Raw genomic sequence first — 15676 nt, forward strand, 5'->3', positions numbered from 1 at the left:
GATTATCCATGAACACATCCCCCATCCTCCCTCCTGCCATGCTAGGCATCCTCGGCGGCGGACAATTAGGCAGAATGTTTACTGTTGCTGCCAAAACCATGGGCTACAAAGTAACCGTACTCGATCCCGACCCGAATGCGCCGGCAGCGGAATTTGCCGACCGCCATTTGTGCGCGCCGTTTGATGATTCGGCCGCTTTGGAAGAGTTGGCAAAATGCGCGGCGGTTACGACCGAGTTTGAAAACGTCAATGCCGAAGCGATGCGTTTTCTCACCAAACACACCAATGTTTCCCCCAGCGGCGACTGCGTTGCCATCGCGCAAAACCGCATTCAGGAAAAGGCATGGATACGCAAAGCAGGCCTGCAAACCGCGCCGTATCAAGCAGTTTGCAAAGCCGAAGACATCACTGAAGAAAGCGTACAATTTCTGCCCGGCATCCTGAAAACGGCTACTTTGGGCTACGACGGCAAAGGCCAAATCCGCGTCAAAACATTGGATGAACTCAAAGCCGCATTTGCCGAACACGGCGGCGTGGATTGCGTTTTAGAAAAAATGGTGGATTTGCGCGGCGAGATTTCCGTTATCGTATGCCGTCTGAACAATGACAACGTGCAAACCTTCGACCCTGCCGAAAACATTCACGAAAACGGCATCCTCGCCTACTCCATCGTCCCAGCCCGACTGAGTGCCGACATTCAGCAACAGGCGCGGCAGATGGCGCAGCGTTTGGCCGATGAATTGAACTACGTCGGCGTATTGGCGGTAGAAATGTTTGTTGTCGGCGATACACATGAATTGGTCGTCAACGAAATCGCACCGCGTCCGCACAATTCCGGCCACCATACCATCGACGCCTGCGCGGCGGACCAATTCCAGCAACAGGTCCGCCTGATGTGCAACCTGCCTCCGGCCGACACTAAATTGCTGAGTTCTTGCTGTATGGCGAATATTTTGGGCGACGTTTGGAAGGAAGACGGCGGCGAACCCGAATGGCTGCCGCTGCAAAGCAACCTGAACGCACATCTGCATCTTTACGGTAAAAAAGCCGCGCGCAAAGGCCGAAAAATGGGCCACTTTACCGTCTTGGCCAACGATGCAGACAACGCGTTCCAAACCGCGCAAACCTTACATCAAAGCCTGTAACCATACCTACTTTTTTTCAGACGGCCTTTGATTGCCAAAGGCCGTCTGAAATCAATTTTTCCGACCATCCGCCATGAGCCTTCTGACCATCCTCCGTCCGGCAACCGAAAAAGACTGCCAAGCCATACACAACGCCCATCTGCATGCCGTTCAATATGCCTGCATCCGCAGTTACGACGAAACCATTATGCACACATGGGAAAGTCTGCTCGACATCAACAGCTATTTGGAAACCATCTCCGATAAAAATAAAGCCTTGTGGGTTGTCGAATACAAAGGACTGATTCAAGGCTTCTTCCAAGTCGATTTCAAAGAAGCGCAACTGGACGCCTTATACGTCCATCCGCTCTTCCACAATCTCGGCTTGGGTACGGCCCTGCTCAGCCGCGCCGAAGAAATGGCCCGAAATGCAGGCCTCAGCTTTCTCAAACTGTATGCCTCGCTCAATTCCGTGCCTTTCTATCGGCTCAACCGTTATGAATCGCTCGGCACTGCCGTGTTGCAGCTGAACAAAACCGTCCGCGTCGAATGCGAATTGATGCGCAAATACCTGTAAATTCCCCTTCCGCCGTTGCTTTTTTGAAAGAAACCGATGTCCCGAATTGCCGCCCTGCCCGACCATCTCGTCAACCAAATCGCCGCCGGCGAAGTGGTCGAACGCCCTGCCAATGCCTTGAAAGAAATTGTTGAAAACAGTATCGATGCAGGCGCGACAGCGATTGATGTCGAGCTGGCCGGCGGCGGCATCCGCCTGATTCGCGTCAGCGACAACGGCAGCGGTATCCATCCGGACGACATCGAACTTGCGCTCCACCGCCATGCCACCAGCAAAATCAAAACCTTAAACGATTTGGAACACGTTGCCAGCATGGGCTTTCGCGGCGAAGGTTTGGCCAGTATTGCCTCCGTCAGCCGCCTGACCTTGACCAGCCGTCAAGACGGCAGCGCGCACGCTACCCAAGTCAAAGCAGAAGACGGCAAAATCAGCAGCCCCACCGCCGCCGCCCACCCCGTCGGCACCACCATCGAAGCCGCCGAACTCTTCTTCAACACCCCCGCGCGGCGCAAGTTCCTCAAATCCGAAAACACCGAATACGCCCACTGCGCCACCATGCTCGAACGCCTCGCGCTGGCGCATCCGCACATCGCCTTCTCACTCAAACGCGACGGCAAACAAGTGTTCAAACTGCCTGCGCAAAGCCTGCACGAACGCATAGCCGCCATTGTCGGCGATGATTTTCAGACGGCCTCATTGGAAATTGACAGCGGCAATGGCGCGCTGCGGCTTTATGGCGCGATTGCCAAGCCGACTTTCGCCAAAGGCAAAACCGACAAACAATACTGCTTCGTCAACCATCGTTTTGTGCGCGACAAAGTCATGCTCCATGCCGTCAAGCAGGCATACCGTGACGTATTGCACAACGCGCTGACGCCTGCTTTCGTCCTCTTTCTCGACCTGCCGCCCGAAGCCGTGGATGTCAACGTCCACCCAACCAAAACCGAAATCCGCTTCCGCGACAGCCAGCAGGTGCACCAACTCGTGTTCCACACGCTCAACAAAGCCCTTGCCGACACGCGCGCCGACTTGACCGAAAGCGTCAGCAACGCAGGCGAAGTGTTGCATGACATTACCGGCGTTACGCCTGCACCAATGCCGTCTGAAAACGACAGCGAAAATCTGTTTGATGGCGCATCCAACTACCCGACAGGCAACAAACCCGATACACACAATGCCTTTGGCTCATCAGGCAAAACCGCGCCCATACCTTACCAAGCTGCACGCGCGCCGCAACAACGCAGCCTGTCCCTGCGCGAAAGCCGCGCGGCCATGAATACTTATGCTGAGCTCTACAAAAAAACCGACAATATCGACCTTGAGTTGAGCCAATTCGAGCAGGCACGTTTCGGCAATATGCCGTCTGAAATGCCTACCCAAAAAACAGATACACCGCTTTCAGACGGCCTTCCATCACAATCCGAACTGCCGCCGCTTGGCTTTGCCATTGCCCAATTATTAGGCATCTACATCCTTGCCCAAGCCGAAGACAGCCTGTTGCTCATCGATATGCACGCCGCCGCCGAACGCGTCAACTACGAGAAAATGAAATGCCAACGTCAGGAAAACGGCAACCTGCAAAGCCAACGCCTGCTTATTCCCGTAACCTTTGCCGCGTCCCACGAAGAATGCGCCGCCCTCGCCGATCATGCCGAAACGCTGGCAGGCTTCGGGCTGGAATTGTCCGACATGGGCGGCAATACCCTTGCCGTCCGTGCAGTTCCCGCCATGCTCGGCAAAGCCGACGTCGTTTCGCTCGCCAAAGACGTTTTGGGCGAACTCGCCCAAGTCGGCAGCAGCCAAACCATCGAAGAACACGAAAACCACATCCTCGCCACCATGTCCTGCCACGGCTCCGTCCGTGCCGGCCGCCAGCTTACCCTGCCGGAAATGAATGCGCTCCTGCGCGATATGGAAAATACACCGCGCAGCAACCAGTGTAATCACGGCCGTCCGACTTGGGTCAAACTGACTTTAAAAGAATTGGATGCGTTGTTTTTACGCGGACAGTAACGCCGATAAAAAGGCCGTCTGAAAATGCTTTCAGACGGCCTTTTAACTTATTTGTCCTTAACGAATATCCATAGGTGCAAACGATTTCACGGTTTCATCGATTGCTTTAACACGGGTCAGGAAATCTTCCAATTGCGCAAGCGGTAATGCGCTTGGGCCATCGCATTTGGCTTGGTCAGGATTGGCATGGGATTCGAGGAACAAACCGGCCAATCGGGTTGCCATACCGGCAAGCGCCAAGTCCAATACTTGGGCGCGACGGCCGCCTGATGCGGCGGCACCGGATTCGCGCGTTTGCAGGGAATGGGTTACGTCAAAAATAACCGGCAGGTTGTGACACGTTTTTTTCATTACGCCAAAGCCGAGCATATCGACCACCAAGTTGTCGTAGCCAAAGTTTGCGCCGCGTTCGCACAAAATGATTTGCTCGTTGCCTGCTTCTTGGAATTTCTCAACGATGTTTTTCATTTGAGACGGGCTGAGGAATTGCGGCTTTTTGATGTTGATGACATTGCCGGTTTTCGCCATTGCCACCACCAAATCGGTTTGGCGTGCCAAGAATGCAGGCAGCTGGATGACATCGCAGACTTCGGCAACCGGCTGGCATTGGTAAGGCTCATGAACGTCGGTAATCACGGGAATGTTAAACTCGCGCTTCACCGCTTGAAAAATCTTCATGCCTTCGTCCAAACCCACACCGCGGAAAGAGTGGATGGAAGAGCGGTTTGCCTTGTCGAAAGAGGCTTTGAACACGTAAGGGATACCGAGTTTATCGGTTACTTTAACGTATTGCTCACAGGCTTTGAGCGTAGAGTCGAGGTCTTCAAGGACATTGATGCCGCCGAAAAGGGTAAAGGGCGCATCGTTGCTGACGGTGATGTTGTTGATTTGGATATTCACGGCAAAGCCTTTCAGATAAGTTGAATTTGGGAAACAGGCCGTCTGAAACGTTTCAGACGGCCTTTGTTTGAATATTACAACACAGTGTGCGGCGGCTCATAAGAAATCACGTCGCGGATTTTATTGTTCTCATCGACGAGGACGACTTTCGGCTCATGCGCTGCAATTTCAGGTTCGGACAACATGACGTAAGACATGATAATCACGATGTCGCCTTTTTGAACCAAACGCGCGGCCGCGCCATTGAGGCAAACGACGCCGCTGCCGCGTTCGCCGGGAATGGTGTAGGTTTCAAGACGTTCGCCGTTGTTATTGTTGACGATGGCGACTTTTTCGTTCACGCAAATACCTGCCGCATCCAGCAGGTCTTGGTCAACGGTAATACTGCCGACGTAGTTGAGGTCGGCTTCGGTAACGGTGGCACGGTGGATTTTGCCGCCGAGCATGGTACGGAACATGGGTTTCCTTTTTGATTGTGGGTTGATTTGCGGTTTTAACTTCGGGGAAGCTAAAACCGCTGTTTGTGTGATTGAGGATTAGTTATTGGGAAAGTCTGATTCGTCAAACTCGGGATCCGGGTCGCTTTGAAGGACTTTTCCGTTTAATTTCAACTCGCTGTTTTGCAGAGTCAGATGAGTTTTGACATTATCGTCTTCTAAGGTCAAATATTTTTCTCTTGCCATGCTTTTAATAGTGCTGTCCACCATCAGGCGCAAGGTCTCGTTGATATCGTCGATGCTGGCGCGGCCTGCGGCTTCATCTTCGGCATTGACGCTAAACAGGCTGCTGGCTTGGTTGACGGCGAGCTGCTCCAACAATTTTTGCGGTACGCTCATGTTGAAGTCGGCTTCGGTTTTTTTCAGCATATCGCCCAGGCTGTTGAGGTCTTTGGCCGTCAAACCTTTAAAGGCAAGCTTGCCGCTGACATCGACATCACCATTAGGCATGGTAAATTTGAAGGTTTTGACGTTTAAAACCGGATTGTTGGTAAACAGACCCGAAGCCTCGTTTTTGGCCGTCTGAATCAAGGAAGCCTGAATTTCTTCTTCGCTCATTTTCTTCACGGACACTTCGGCAATTTTGTTTTTCAATGCCAAAAGTGATGCAGCATCCAAATGCTCGGCAGCAACATTAATATCTAGAGGGCCGTATTTGTCTTCGCCATAAGTCAGGCTTTCAAATTGGAAGCGGCCTTCGCTGTTGATGAATTTATCGACTTCGCCGGTCTGAGTATCGAAACGCAGTTTGTTGACTTCGATTTTAGACGGAGCAATCGTACCGGTCGGATTGATAAACGCACCGATTTGCAGATTGGTTACGAGGTTGACCAATTCGTTCAACTTAACGTTGTAATCGATGTTTTCTTTCCATTGCAGCAGGAATTTATCCAGCGTAATGCTGCTCTTACCCAAAGCAAGTTTGGTCAGGCCGTCTTCCGTTTCGGATTGGAAACGCAGGTTTTCCAAAGACACATCGCCTTTGTCGGCCAATTTGACTTGCAAAGACGGCGCAAGGTAATCGTGGCGATAGCTTTTGAAGCCTTGGCTGTAATCGGTATTGCCGCTAAAGCCTTTCCAGTTGAGCTTGATACCGGAAAGCTCTTCATAATCGAAGGCGGGAATATTGAGGCTGAGTTTGCCGTCGCCGGAAAGGTAAACCGTATTGGTCATGGTCAACGGCGTTTGCTGGCCGAAGAAGCGGTCCAAAACTTTTTTGGTTTCCGGATGGTATTGGAACTCGGTTTCCACGTGGGCGCGCGTACCGAAGCCGCCGGCAAACGGGCCGTGGGTCACGTGGTTGATAACCGTAATCGGCTCTTGCAGGACGGTTTTCAAATTGTCCGGCAGGTATTTTTGCGTATTTTGAAGCAGGGTCGGCTTGAGGCGGATGACGGTCGTCTCGGTTGAACTGAACCAGCCGCGATCGTATTGGTGGGATTCAACGGTCAGAAAACCGGATTCCTGCAACAGCTTTTGTTGCTCGGTCAGGCTTTCTTCCGCTTTGACACCGAGATAGTAAGGCGTGCCGAGCGCAGCGGCGATAACGACGGCGGCAGTCGGGATAAGATACTTTTTCATCACTTCAAACAGATTAGGTTCAAAGCGTAAAGCATAGCATTTTTTAGCTGTTTTGTCTTATCCGCCGTTTCAGACGGCCTTTAGGGGAAGATTGTGATATTATGCAAATATAAACGGTTTTTACACTTTTGGCAGGCCTTACCCTGTCTGCCGAAATGTCATTAAAGGTTTGCAAATGCTTTTATTCATTGATAACTACGACAGCTTCACCTACAACATCGTTCAATACTTTGCCGAATTGGGGCAGGAAGTTTTGGTACGCTGCAACGATGAAATCACCCTCGAAGAAATCGAAGCCCTGAAACCGCAATATCTGGTCATCGGTCCGGGCCCTTGCTCCCCTAAAGAGGCAGGCATTTCTGTTGCGGCCATGCAGCACTTTGCCGGCAGGCTGCCCGTCATGGGCGTGTGCCTCGGCCATCAAACCATGGGCGAAGCGTTCGGCGGCAATGTCGTGCGCGCGCAAACGATGATGCACGGCAAAGTCTCCCCCGTTTTCCATCACGGCACAGGCATGTTTAAAGACCTGCCCAATCCGGTCAACTGCACGCGCTACCACAGCCTGGCCATCGACCGAGCTACCCTGCCCGACTGCCTCGAAGTTACCGCATGGACGGAAGACGGCGAAATCATGGGCGTACGCCACAAAGAATATGCCGTCGAAGGCGTACAGTTCCACCCCGAAGCCCTGCTGACCGAACACGGCCACGACATGCTGAAAAACTTCTTGGAAGAATTCAAAGACTACCGCCCGCAAAAATCTTAATGAAAGGCCGTCTGAAATGGGTTTGACAGTGTTCAAACCGCATTTTCAGACGGCCTGAATCACATCGGACACGAACAAAGGAAAAATCATGATCACCCCTCAACAAGCGATTGAACGCCTCATCAGCAACAACGAACTTTTCTACGATGAAATGACCGACCTCATGCGCCAAATCATGAGCGGCCAAGTTCCGCCCGAGCAAATCGCCGCCATTCTGACCGGCCTGCGGATTAAAGTTGAAACCGTTTCCGAGATTACCGCTGCAGCCAGCGTAATGCGCGAATTTGCCACCAAAGTGCCGTTGGAAAACGCCGATGATTTGGTCGATATTGTCGGTACAGGCGGCGACGGTGCCAAAACCTTCAATATTTCCACGACTTCCATGTTTGTCGCGGCTGCGGCAGGCGCAAAAGTCGCCAAACACGGCGGCCGCTCCGTTTCTTCATCGAGCGGCGCCGCCGATGTCATGGAACAAATGGGCGCCAACCTCAACCTCAACCCAGAACAGGTCGCCCAAAGCATTCAGCAAACCGGCATCGGCTTTATGTTCGCGCCCAACCATCACAGCGCCATGCGCTATGTCGCCCCTGTCCGCCGTTCGCTCGGCTTCCGCAGCATCTTCAATATCTTGGGCCCGCTGACCAATCCTGCCAGCGCGGCAAACCAACTCTTGGGCGTGTTCCACATCGACTTGTGCGGCATTCTTTCCCGCGTATTGCAACAGCTTGGCTCCAAACATGTTTTGGTTGTGTGCGGCGAAGGCGGTTTGGATGAAATCACACTGACCGGCAAAACCCGCGTTGCCGAACTGAAAGACGGCAAAATTACCGAATACGACATCAGCCCTGCCGATTTCGGCATGGAAATCCGCCGCAATTTGGACGAAATCAAAGTCGAAAACGCGCAAGAATCCCTGCAAAAAATGAACGAAGTGCTGGACGGCAAAGCCGGTGCCGCACGCGACATCGTCGTCCTCAATGCCGCCGCCGCGCTCTACGCAGGAAATGTGGTCGCTTCGCTGGCGGACGGTGTCAAAGCCGCGCAAGAAGCCATCGACTCCGGCAAAGCCAAAGCCAAAAAAGACGAGTTTATCGAATTTGGCAAACAGTTTGCCTAAACTTTAAAACCATAAACAAAGGCTGTCTGAAAAATCTTTCAGACGGCCTTTTATTCTTTAAATATTAAAATTTGCTTTTAATATCATTAATCAAGCCTTCGGCTTTTTCTTCGGCTTCATCAACCAAATGCTCGGCTTCTTCTTTGCCTTTTTGCAAAACATCGCCTGCTTTTTCTTCAATGTCGCCGACCACTTCTTTTACTTTGCCAACGCCTTGTTGAACCAAGCCTTCAGCTTCAAGTTTAGCATTGCCGGATACATCGCCAGCCACTTCTTTTACTTTACCGCTGATTTTATCTAATTCGCCGCTCATGGTTATACTCCTGGATTAATGTTGATAAGATTAGTGCTGCATTACCTTATATCAGGGGCTTCGCTTTAACTTCAAAGGCCGTCTGAAAGCCAAAACATGACAAAACGAGTTAAGTAGGGTTAGCCCATCTGTTTCGATATCGCTTCGGCTACTGCCTTGCCTATCATCTTACTGCCAAACTCATTGAAATGAAGGCCGTCACACAGCATCACATCGGTCAAATCCTGCTCAAACATCAGACTGTATAAATCATTGACGGCAAAACCATATTGCCTTGCCAAATCCTCCGCCACACGGTTATAGGCCTTCAAATCAGCCATATAGCGGCGCGAAGGTTTGACGATATTGTGTACGCTTTCCAAAAAGGGCGTACTGCTCGCCCAAATAATTTTTGTCCCGGTCTGTTTCAGATACTCGAAAATTTGGGTCAGATTGTTGCGGTAGGTTTCTATATCAGCCACTGGCTCATTACAGCCTTGATTGTAGCGGATGTCGTGCAAACCGCAGTTGATGTGGATAATGTCTCCCGCAGTCGCGCCCTCTGTCCATTGCTCGATATGCTCTAATACATCATGCGACGAGCGACAGTTTTCCGATGGAGAAACAATATCCGCCTCAGGCAAAGCGGCGCGTGTGTAAGGCTCCGAAGCAAGCCGAACGGAATCGCCGATTAAGTAAACGGTCATTTTTGTTCTCCTCCCTTTATTTGAACAAACAGCAAGGCCGTCTGAAATATCACTTATATTATTATAAGAGCGCTATTTCAGACGGCCTTAACTTCAGTCAAGTTCTATCGTTAAATCATAAATTAACGCTGACTGTTTTTATAAAAATCAATTAATTGCTTGGCCTGCAACATGGGCAGCCCAAAACGGTCGCTCACGGCTTTCCAATCCTTCCATTCCTGACCGGTCAGATTCCGCCCAACCCATTTGAGGTTTTCCGGATTGCTTTTGATTTTCTCAAAATACGCCTGCTTGCGTTTCCAGTTACGCGACCACACCAGCAACATGGTAAAAATACATAAAACAATCAATACAATATTGGTAAACAACATCATGTCCATACAACATACTCCCGCGTGGGTCTCAAAATCAGAAAATATGGATTAAAGGCCGTCTGAAGAAACAGTCTTCAGACGGCCTCAGCTTGACGCTCAACGTTGCATTTCCAGCATTAACGCCTGACAAGCAGCTTCGTTTTCCAAAGCACAAGATTCGCTCAGTTGGTTTAAACGGCTGTCGCGGTCTGATGTAGTGCCTTGCGCCATCTCCGCTTTAGTTTCTTCAAGATTGGTACAGGCATTTTCATAACCGCCTTTACAGGCCCGTTCGTAGAGTTTGACCGCGGCGGCATAATCCATGCCCAAACCGCTGGACGGATTGAGATACAGATTACCCAAAACATTGCAGCCGCGCATATTGCCGCCATCGCAGGCTTTTTTCAGAAACGGATAAGCATGAGCAGGCGCTTCAAGATAATCGCGCGTCCAAATGGCCGCAGTGACACAACTCTCCAGATTGTTCCGATTGCATTCTCGTATCAGCTTATCGTGCTGCTTCTCGCTGTAATCCCCAGCCTGCACGCTAAACCCAGTAGCAACCAATGCCAAGCCAAACAATAAACGAAGTGTTTTCATCTGATTATTCCTTCAAAAATACTTAAATGACAGGCCGTCTGAAAAACAATCTTCAGACGGCCTTTATATTATCACTCAATCTTCACCCGTTTCAGGCGCAAAGCATTGCTCAATACTGAAACCGAGCTTGCCGCCATTGCCGCACCTGCGATAACAGGATTTAGGAAGCCGAGCGCGGCGAGCGGAACACCCAATATATTGTAGAAGAAGGCGAAGAACAGGTTTTGCTTGATGTTTTTCAAAGTCGCCTGCGACACCAGCAGGGCATCGGCGAGCTGGTTGACCGAATGCTGCATCAGCGTGGCGGACGCGGTGTGTTCGGCAACGTCCGCACCGCCTTTCATGGCGAAGCTGACGTTGGCGGCAGCGAGCGCGGGCGCGTCGTTGATGCCGTCGCCGACCATTGCCACGGTTTTGCCGGCGGCTTTGAGTTTTTGCACTTCGGCGGCTTTGTCGCGCGGACTCATATTGCCGAAAGCGTGTGCGATGCCCAGTTGTTTGGCGACGTATTCGACCGTGCCTTGGTTGTCGCCGCTCATGATGTAAACGTCGATGCCGTGTTTTTTCAGACGGCCTATGGCTTCGGCGGTATCGGCTTTCAATGCGTCGGCAAGCGCGAATGCGCCGATAGGTTTGCTATTGACTGAGACTGCAACAATGCTTGCAATGTCCCAAACGCCGTCTGAAAACTTCGGCAAGGTCAATTCGGCAAATTCGGCTTTGCCCGCTTTCACCAAACCCACGCCTTCCACTTCGGCGGTAATGCCTGCGCCGACAACGGTTTGCGCATCTTGCGCGGAGGGAATATCCAAGCCACGCTCTTGGGCGGCGGAAACGATGGCACGGGCAAGCGGATGAGCGGCGTTTTGTTCAACGGCGGCGGCGAGGCGGTACAAATCGTCTTCGTCAAAGCCGCTGTCGGGAACGCAATAGACGGCGGCAACCTGCGGCCTGCCTTCGGTCAGCGTGCCGGTTTTGTCCAATACGACGGCATCGACGTGGGCGGCTTCTTCCATCGCCGCCGCGTCTTTGAACCAAATGCCATGTTTCACCGCCTTGCCCATGCCGACCATAATCGCGGCGGGCGTTGCCAGACCAAGCGCGCATGGACAGGCAATCACCAAAACGGCGACGGCATGCATCAGTGCAATCGTCCAATCGCCTTTCACCAGCCAAGTGGCGATAAAAGTCAAAAGCGCAATGCCCACGACAGTTGGCACGAACACCGCCGCCGCCTTGTCTGCCACGCGCGCAATCGGCGCCTTGCTGCCTTGCGCTTCGGATAGCGCGTTCATCATATCACCGAGCAGGGTTTGGCTGCCGAGCTGCGTGGCGCGGTACACCACGCTGCCTTCGGTCATCAGCGCGCCTGCCAACACTTTGCCGCCTGCCTTTTTCTCTTCGGGGTTGGATTCACCGGTGAGGTGGCTCTCGTCCGCCCAGCCGCTGCCGCTCTCGATAATGCCGTCGGCGGCAATGCGTTCGCCGTGGTTAGCGCGGATCAGATCGCCGATTTGCACTTGGTCGATGGGCAATTGTTCCCATTCGCCGTTGCGTTGCACGTTGACTTGGGTCGGCGTAAGTTTCAGCAGCAGGCCCAAGCTGTTCAGGCTGGATTTTTTGGTACGGTGTTCCAAAAATTTGCCCAGCGACACAAAACCGATCACCATCACGCCCGCTTCAAAATACACATGATAATACACATGCTCCATACCGTGCGCCGCGTGCGGACTGAAAAAAAACATATAAATGGGATAAAACAGCATATAGACGGAATACAGGTAAATCGACACCGTACCGATGGTAACCAGCACGTCCATATTCGCCAGCCCGCCCTTGATGCTCGCCCACGCGCTTTTGTAAAACGGCACCGCCAGCCAAAGCTGCACAATGCTCGCCAGCGCAAACTGCCACAACGGCGGAATCATCCAATCGTGCCGCCCGATCATCATGCCTGCCATACCGATAAGGAACGGGATATTGATGGCGAACAGCAGCCACAGCTGCCAGCCGATATGCGCGGCCTCCTCAGGCTGCGGCAATGTATCTTCCGTTTTTTCCTTCGCGCCGTAGCCGGTTTTCTCAATGATTTTGGCAATGTCTGCGGCGGAGGTTTTGCTGTCGTCAAACGTAACCTGTGCCTCCTCGCTGGCGAAGTTTACCCCCGCCGATTCGACAAAATCTTTTTTATTCAACACTTTTTCAATACGCGAAGCGCAGGCCTGACAGGTCATGCCTTCGATTTGGAAACGGACTTTTTGTTGCATGGCAAAGCCTCCTATTGATTGTTTGGCGCGTGTTTTTTGTGTTTATGTATTATCAAACGAAAACGACATAATGGCAAAAAGTAAGTTATCAAGAGACAAAGGCCGTCTGAAACGTTTCAGACGGCCAAAGATTCTTACATATCTCTCACTTGGGGTCCAATTAATAAATATATTATGGCAACAATGGTAATCCCAATTCTTTCAAAAATGCATTATGTTTTTCCGTAGCCTCTTTAATTTTTAAATCCAAATCCATCAAAATACTATGATTAGCGACCAAATCGATTTCTTCCTCAATAGGAGTATTGCTGACATAGCGGGCAATATTCAGATTGTAGCCGTTATCTTCAATTTCCTGCATAGATACACGGCGTGAGTAGCCTTGTTCTTCTTTGCGGTATTGGTAGCAGTCCACGATTTTATCGATATGTTCGCCTGTCAGGCGGTTTTGGCGTTTGTCTTTTTCAAAATAATCGGCGGCGTTGATAAACAAAACGTCGTCTTCTTTTTTACATTTTTTCAACACCAAAATGCAGACTGGAATACCTGTTGAATAAAACAAATTGGCAGGCAGACCGATCACGGCATCAATATTGCCGTCTTTGAGTAGTTTGGTGCGGATTTTTTCTTCCGCACCGCCTCGGAACAATACGCCGTGCGGCAGAATGATGGCCATCGTGCCGCTATCGCTTAAAAAATGGAAACCGTGTAGCAAAAAGGCGAAATCTGCTGCCGATTTAGGGGCAAGCCCATAGTTTTTGAAGCGGAAATCGTTTGCCAAATCCTCTTTCGGCTCCCAGCGGTAACTGAACGGCGGATTGGCAACAACGGCATCGAATTCCAGCTTCTTCGCAGGATTCATTTCATTGAGAATATCCCAATCGTTGAGCAGAGAATCGCCGTGATGAATGGTAAATTCTGTATCCTTTACACCGTGCAGCAGCATATTCATCCGCGCCAGGTTGTAGGTGGTAATATTCTTTTCCTGTCCGTAGATTTTGCCGATATGCCCGTCTTCTTCCGCCATCTGATGACGCACATTCAGCAATAAAGACCCCGAACCGCAGGCAAAGTCCAGCACATTGTCCAGCTTTTTCTTTTTGCCGCTGGCGGGGTTTTGGCTGTCAAGCGTGACAATCCGTGACAAAATAGTGGAAACCTGTTGGGGAGTATAAAACTCGCCGGCCTTCTTACCAGAGCCGGACGCAAACTGGGCAATTAAGTATTCATAGGCATCGCCCAAAGCATCGCTATCGGTAGAAAACTCATTGATGCCTTCAGCAATTTTTTTGATGACCTCACTTAATCGGTTATTTCGTTCTTCGTAATTTTTGCCAAGTTTTTCCGAATTTAAATTAATTTCGGAAAATAAGCCGCCAAACGTACTTTCAAAAGACTCGTTTTCAATATATTTAAAACCCTCTTGCAAAGTATTTAATAATTTACTGCTTTGAATACGTGCAAGCTCAGCAATGCTGCTCCAAAGAAAATCGGGCTTAATCACATAATGTACTTTACGGCGCATCTGTTTTTCAAAATCTGCGACGAAGTCAGCATTTTGTTCATACCACACGGCAAGCGGTGTACGTTTGTCTTCATCGCTCAATTGCGGATAATCCCGCCCCAATTCTTTTTGTGCGGCAAGCTCGTAGTTGTCTGACAGATAACGTAAAAACAGAAACGACAGCATATAGTCGCGGAAATCGTCGGCATTCATCGCCCCGCGCAGTTGATCGGCGATTGCCCATAGCGTTTTGCCGAGTTGGTTTAATTGTTCTTGGGTCATGGTTGCTTCTCGATTAATTGGGGTAAAGAAAAGTGGTATTTATCTAAGAAATTTTGGAAGATTTCTTTAAATAAATCCTTATTATCTTGATTCATTTCCCTAGGCTCATAAATAGAATGATTACCGTGACTCAATAAATTTAGAGCTCGAGCATATAGAATCTCATCATCAATACCTGTCAGGCAATCTGAAAAATCATTGTAACCTAAGAAACTAGAAGTTTTTTCTAAGATACTTCTTAGCATATTAAAGTGATATGTATATATTGAATCACTATCAATAGCCGCTTGTATCTTACTAAGGCTGGCTACATGATGAAAAAAAGGAACATCGTCAGTTGACTGGAGATGAAGATAATTTGTCGTTTTATCTTTGTGTAAAAAATATTTCTTATGCTCCTGTTTTTTTAATTCATTGCACATGACATTAAAGAATAATCCATGATGTGATGAAATGATTGCTTTAAATTTATCTTTATTTTCCTTTAATAATTTTGCCAAATCACAAGCAATGGAAATAGTGTTGTTATCATCTAAAGATGAAACAGGGTCATCAATATAAATATATTTAACCCATTGGTAAGATTCATGTCTATCTGAAACCAATTGACATAATGCAAGAAAAAAGCACCAAATAAAAATAACCTCTTCCCCTCGCGAGATTTTAATTAATTTATCTGGTTGAGTTGGATTGGTAAATGATATGTACCAATTTTTATAGTCAATTTTAAAATCAAAATCCGCATATCGATTCAGATAAAATGAAATTTTTTCTTCCAATGCTAGTTCTTTTAATCCGCTAAAGAATTTTGAATCAGAATTTAGTAGCAATTTTGGTTCATGGCCATCATTTATAAAATCATTATTCCAATAAAACAAGTCTTCAGTATATGCGTTGAAATAAAGAGTGTTGGTTTGATTATTATTCTTCTTTTGATTTTGTTTTTTTACTTCCATAGATAGGCAGGTTTTACCTGTGCCATTGTAAGCATAAAGCAAGACAAAATCTTTATTATTTAAATCGTCTCGAATTCTTTTGGCAAGCCATTTCATAGTTTTATAGGTTGTAATTTTTATTTGATTATTATTCATATCGA

General features: G+C 49.4%; 15 protein-coding genes. 5 read left to right on the forward strand and 10 right to left on the reverse strand.

Translation table 11 applies throughout. The annotated features are described in order from the left end of the window. The first annotated feature begins 8 nt into the window (after nt 1-8). From RRV97_RS04345 to mutL, 3 genes are all read left to right on the forward strand, one after another. A complete protein-coding gene (locus RRV97_RS04345; RefSeq protein ID WP_315612087.1) occupies nt 9-1145 on the forward strand; it encodes a 5-(carboxyamino)imidazole ribonucleotide synthase in 1137 nt (378 codons plus the stop codon). A 73-nt stretch (nt 1146-1218) separates the two neighbouring features. Further along, nucleotides 1219-1701: a GNAT family N-acetyltransferase gene (locus RRV97_RS04350; protein WP_003678948.1), complete on the forward strand. Its 483-nt coding sequence runs from the start codon at nt 1219-1221 to the stop codon at nt 1699-1701. A gap of 36 nt (nt 1702-1737) precedes the next feature. Then, the gene (gene mutL, locus RRV97_RS04355; RefSeq protein WP_315612088.1) at nt 1738-3714 is read left to right on the forward strand and encodes a DNA mismatch repair endonuclease MutL; all 1977 of its coding nucleotides are present in this window, start codon (nt 1738-1740) and stop codon (nt 3712-3714) included. Nucleotides 3715-3771: 57 nt separating this feature from the next. Here the strand turns inward: mutL and kdsA are convergent, their stop codons facing one another. From kdsA to RRV97_RS04370, 3 genes are all read right to left on the reverse strand, one after another. Beyond that, the gene (gene kdsA / locus RRV97_RS04360) at nt 3772-4614 is read right to left on the reverse strand and encodes a 3-deoxy-8-phosphooctulonate synthase (RefSeq protein ID WP_315612089.1); all 843 of its coding nucleotides are present in this window, start codon (nt 4612-4614) and stop codon (nt 3772-3774) included. Nucleotides 4615-4688: 74 nt separating this feature from the next. Further along, nucleotides 4689-5072: an aspartate 1-decarboxylase gene (gene panD / locus RRV97_RS04365; protein ID WP_003678944.1), complete on the reverse strand. Its 384-nt coding sequence runs from the start codon at nt 5070-5072 to the stop codon at nt 4689-4691. Between the two features lie 78 nt (nt 5073-5150). Then, nucleotides 5151-6692: a YdgA family protein gene (locus RRV97_RS04370; protein ID WP_315612090.1), complete on the reverse strand. Its 1542-nt coding sequence runs from the start codon at nt 6690-6692 to the stop codon at nt 5151-5153. Nucleotides 6693-6867: 175 nt separating this feature from the next. Between RRV97_RS04370 and RRV97_RS04375 the strand changes: the two genes are divergently transcribed. Both RRV97_RS04375 and trpD read left to right on the forward strand, forming a co-directional pair. Beyond that, nucleotides 6868-7458, forward strand: coding sequence for an aminodeoxychorismate/anthranilate synthase component II (locus tag RRV97_RS04375; RefSeq protein WP_296117248.1), 591 nt, complete (start codon nt 6868-6870; stop codon nt 7456-7458). Between the two features lie 88 nt (nt 7459-7546). Beyond that, nucleotides 7547-8575, forward strand: coding sequence for an anthranilate phosphoribosyltransferase (gene trpD / locus RRV97_RS04380; protein ID WP_315612091.1), 1029 nt, complete (start codon nt 7547-7549; stop codon nt 8573-8575). A 64-nt stretch (nt 8576-8639) separates the two neighbouring features. Here trpD and RRV97_RS04385 read toward each other — a convergent pair whose 3' ends face one another. The 7 genes from RRV97_RS04385 to RRV97_RS04415 all read right to left on the reverse strand — a co-directional run bounded on the left by RRV97_RS04385 (nt 8640) and on the right by RRV97_RS04415 (nt 15671). Continuing rightward, nucleotides 8640-8888, reverse strand: a complete 249-nt coding sequence (locus RRV97_RS04385; RefSeq protein WP_315612092.1) for a CsbD family protein — start codon at nt 8886-8888, stop codon at nt 8640-8642. Nucleotides 8889-9007: 119 nt separating this feature from the next. Continuing rightward, complete coding sequence (locus RRV97_RS04390; protein ID WP_315612093.1) at nt 9008-9574, reverse strand: SGNH/GDSL hydrolase family protein; 567 nt, start codon at nt 9572-9574, stop codon at nt 9008-9010. Between the two features lie 122 nt (nt 9575-9696). Further along, the gene (locus RRV97_RS04395) at nt 9697-9954 is read right to left on the reverse strand and encodes a thiol-activated cytolysin C-terminal domain-containing protein (RefSeq protein ID WP_049322434.1); all 258 of its coding nucleotides are present in this window, start codon (nt 9952-9954) and stop codon (nt 9697-9699) included. 90 nt (nt 9955-10044) lie between these two features. Further along, nucleotides 10045-10527, reverse strand: coding sequence for a sel1 repeat family protein (locus RRV97_RS04400; protein ID WP_314593337.1), 483 nt, complete (start codon nt 10525-10527; stop codon nt 10045-10047). 71 nt (nt 10528-10598) lie between these two features. After that, entirely contained in the window at nt 10599-12794 is a 2196-nt protein-coding gene (locus tag RRV97_RS04405; RefSeq protein ID WP_315612094.1) for a heavy metal translocating P-type ATPase, read from the reverse strand. Between the two features lie 172 nt (nt 12795-12966). After that, complete coding sequence (locus RRV97_RS04410) at nt 12967-14580, reverse strand: type I restriction-modification system subunit M (protein ID WP_315612095.1); 1614 nt, start codon at nt 14578-14580, stop codon at nt 12967-12969. Continuing rightward, a complete protein-coding gene (locus RRV97_RS04415; protein WP_315612096.1) occupies nt 14577-15671 on the reverse strand; it encodes an AAA family ATPase in 1095 nt (364 codons plus the stop codon). Before RRV97_RS04415 ends, RRV97_RS04410 begins: the two co-directional genes overlap by 4 nt. Nucleotides 15672-15676: the final 5 nt, after the last annotated feature.

Origin of the sequence: Neisseria sp. DTU_2021_1001991_1_SI_NGA_ILE_055, from assembly GCF_032342915.1 — a bacterium.
Lineage (GTDB): Bacteria > Pseudomonadota > Gammaproteobacteria > Burkholderiales > Neisseriaceae > Neisseria.

Coding starts and splice junctions, on each gene's coding strand:
- RRV97_RS04345 (WP_315612087.1), top strand. CDS start 9: ATGAACACATCCCCCATCCTCCCTCCTGCCATGCTAGGCATCCTCGGC.
- RRV97_RS04350 (WP_003678948.1), top strand. CDS start 1,219: ATGAGCCTTCTGACCATCCTCCGTCCGGCAACCGAAAAAGACTGCCAA.
- mutL (WP_315612088.1), top strand. CDS start 1,738: ATGTCCCGAATTGCCGCCCTGCCCGACCATCTCGTCAACCAAATCGCC.
- panD (WP_003678944.1), bottom strand. CDS start 5,072: ATGTTCCGTACCATGCTCGGCGGCAAAATCCACCGTGCCACCGTTACC.
- RRV97_RS04370 (WP_315612090.1), bottom strand. CDS start 6,692: ATGAAAAAGTATCTTATCCCGACTGCCGCCGTCGTTATCGCCGCTGCG.
- RRV97_RS04375 (WP_296117248.1), top strand. CDS start 6,868: ATGCTTTTATTCATTGATAACTACGACAGCTTCACCTACAACATCGTT.
- trpD (WP_315612091.1), top strand. CDS start 7,547: ATGATCACCCCTCAACAAGCGATTGAACGCCTCATCAGCAACAACGAA.
- RRV97_RS04385 (WP_315612092.1), bottom strand. CDS start 8,888: ATGAGCGGCGAATTAGATAAAATCAGCGGTAAAGTAAAAGAAGTGGCT.
- RRV97_RS04390 (WP_315612093.1), bottom strand. CDS start 9,574: ATGACCGTTTACTTAATCGGCGATTCCGTTCGGCTTGCTTCGGAGCCT.
- RRV97_RS04395 (WP_049322434.1), bottom strand. CDS start 9,954: ATGGACATGATGTTGTTTACCAATATTGTATTGATTGTTTTATGTATT.
- RRV97_RS04400 (WP_314593337.1), bottom strand. CDS start 10,527: ATGAAAACACTTCGTTTATTGTTTGGCTTGGCATTGGTTGCTACTGGG.
- RRV97_RS04405 (WP_315612094.1), bottom strand. CDS start 12,794: ATGCAACAAAAAGTCCGTTTCCAAATCGAAGGCATGACCTGTCAGGCC.
- RRV97_RS04410 (WP_315612095.1), bottom strand. CDS start 14,580: ATGACCCAAGAACAATTAAACCAACTCGGCAAAACGCTATGGGCAATC.
- RRV97_RS04415 (WP_315612096.1), bottom strand. CDS start 15,671: ATGAATAATAATCAAATAAAAATTACAACCTATAAAACTATGAAATGG.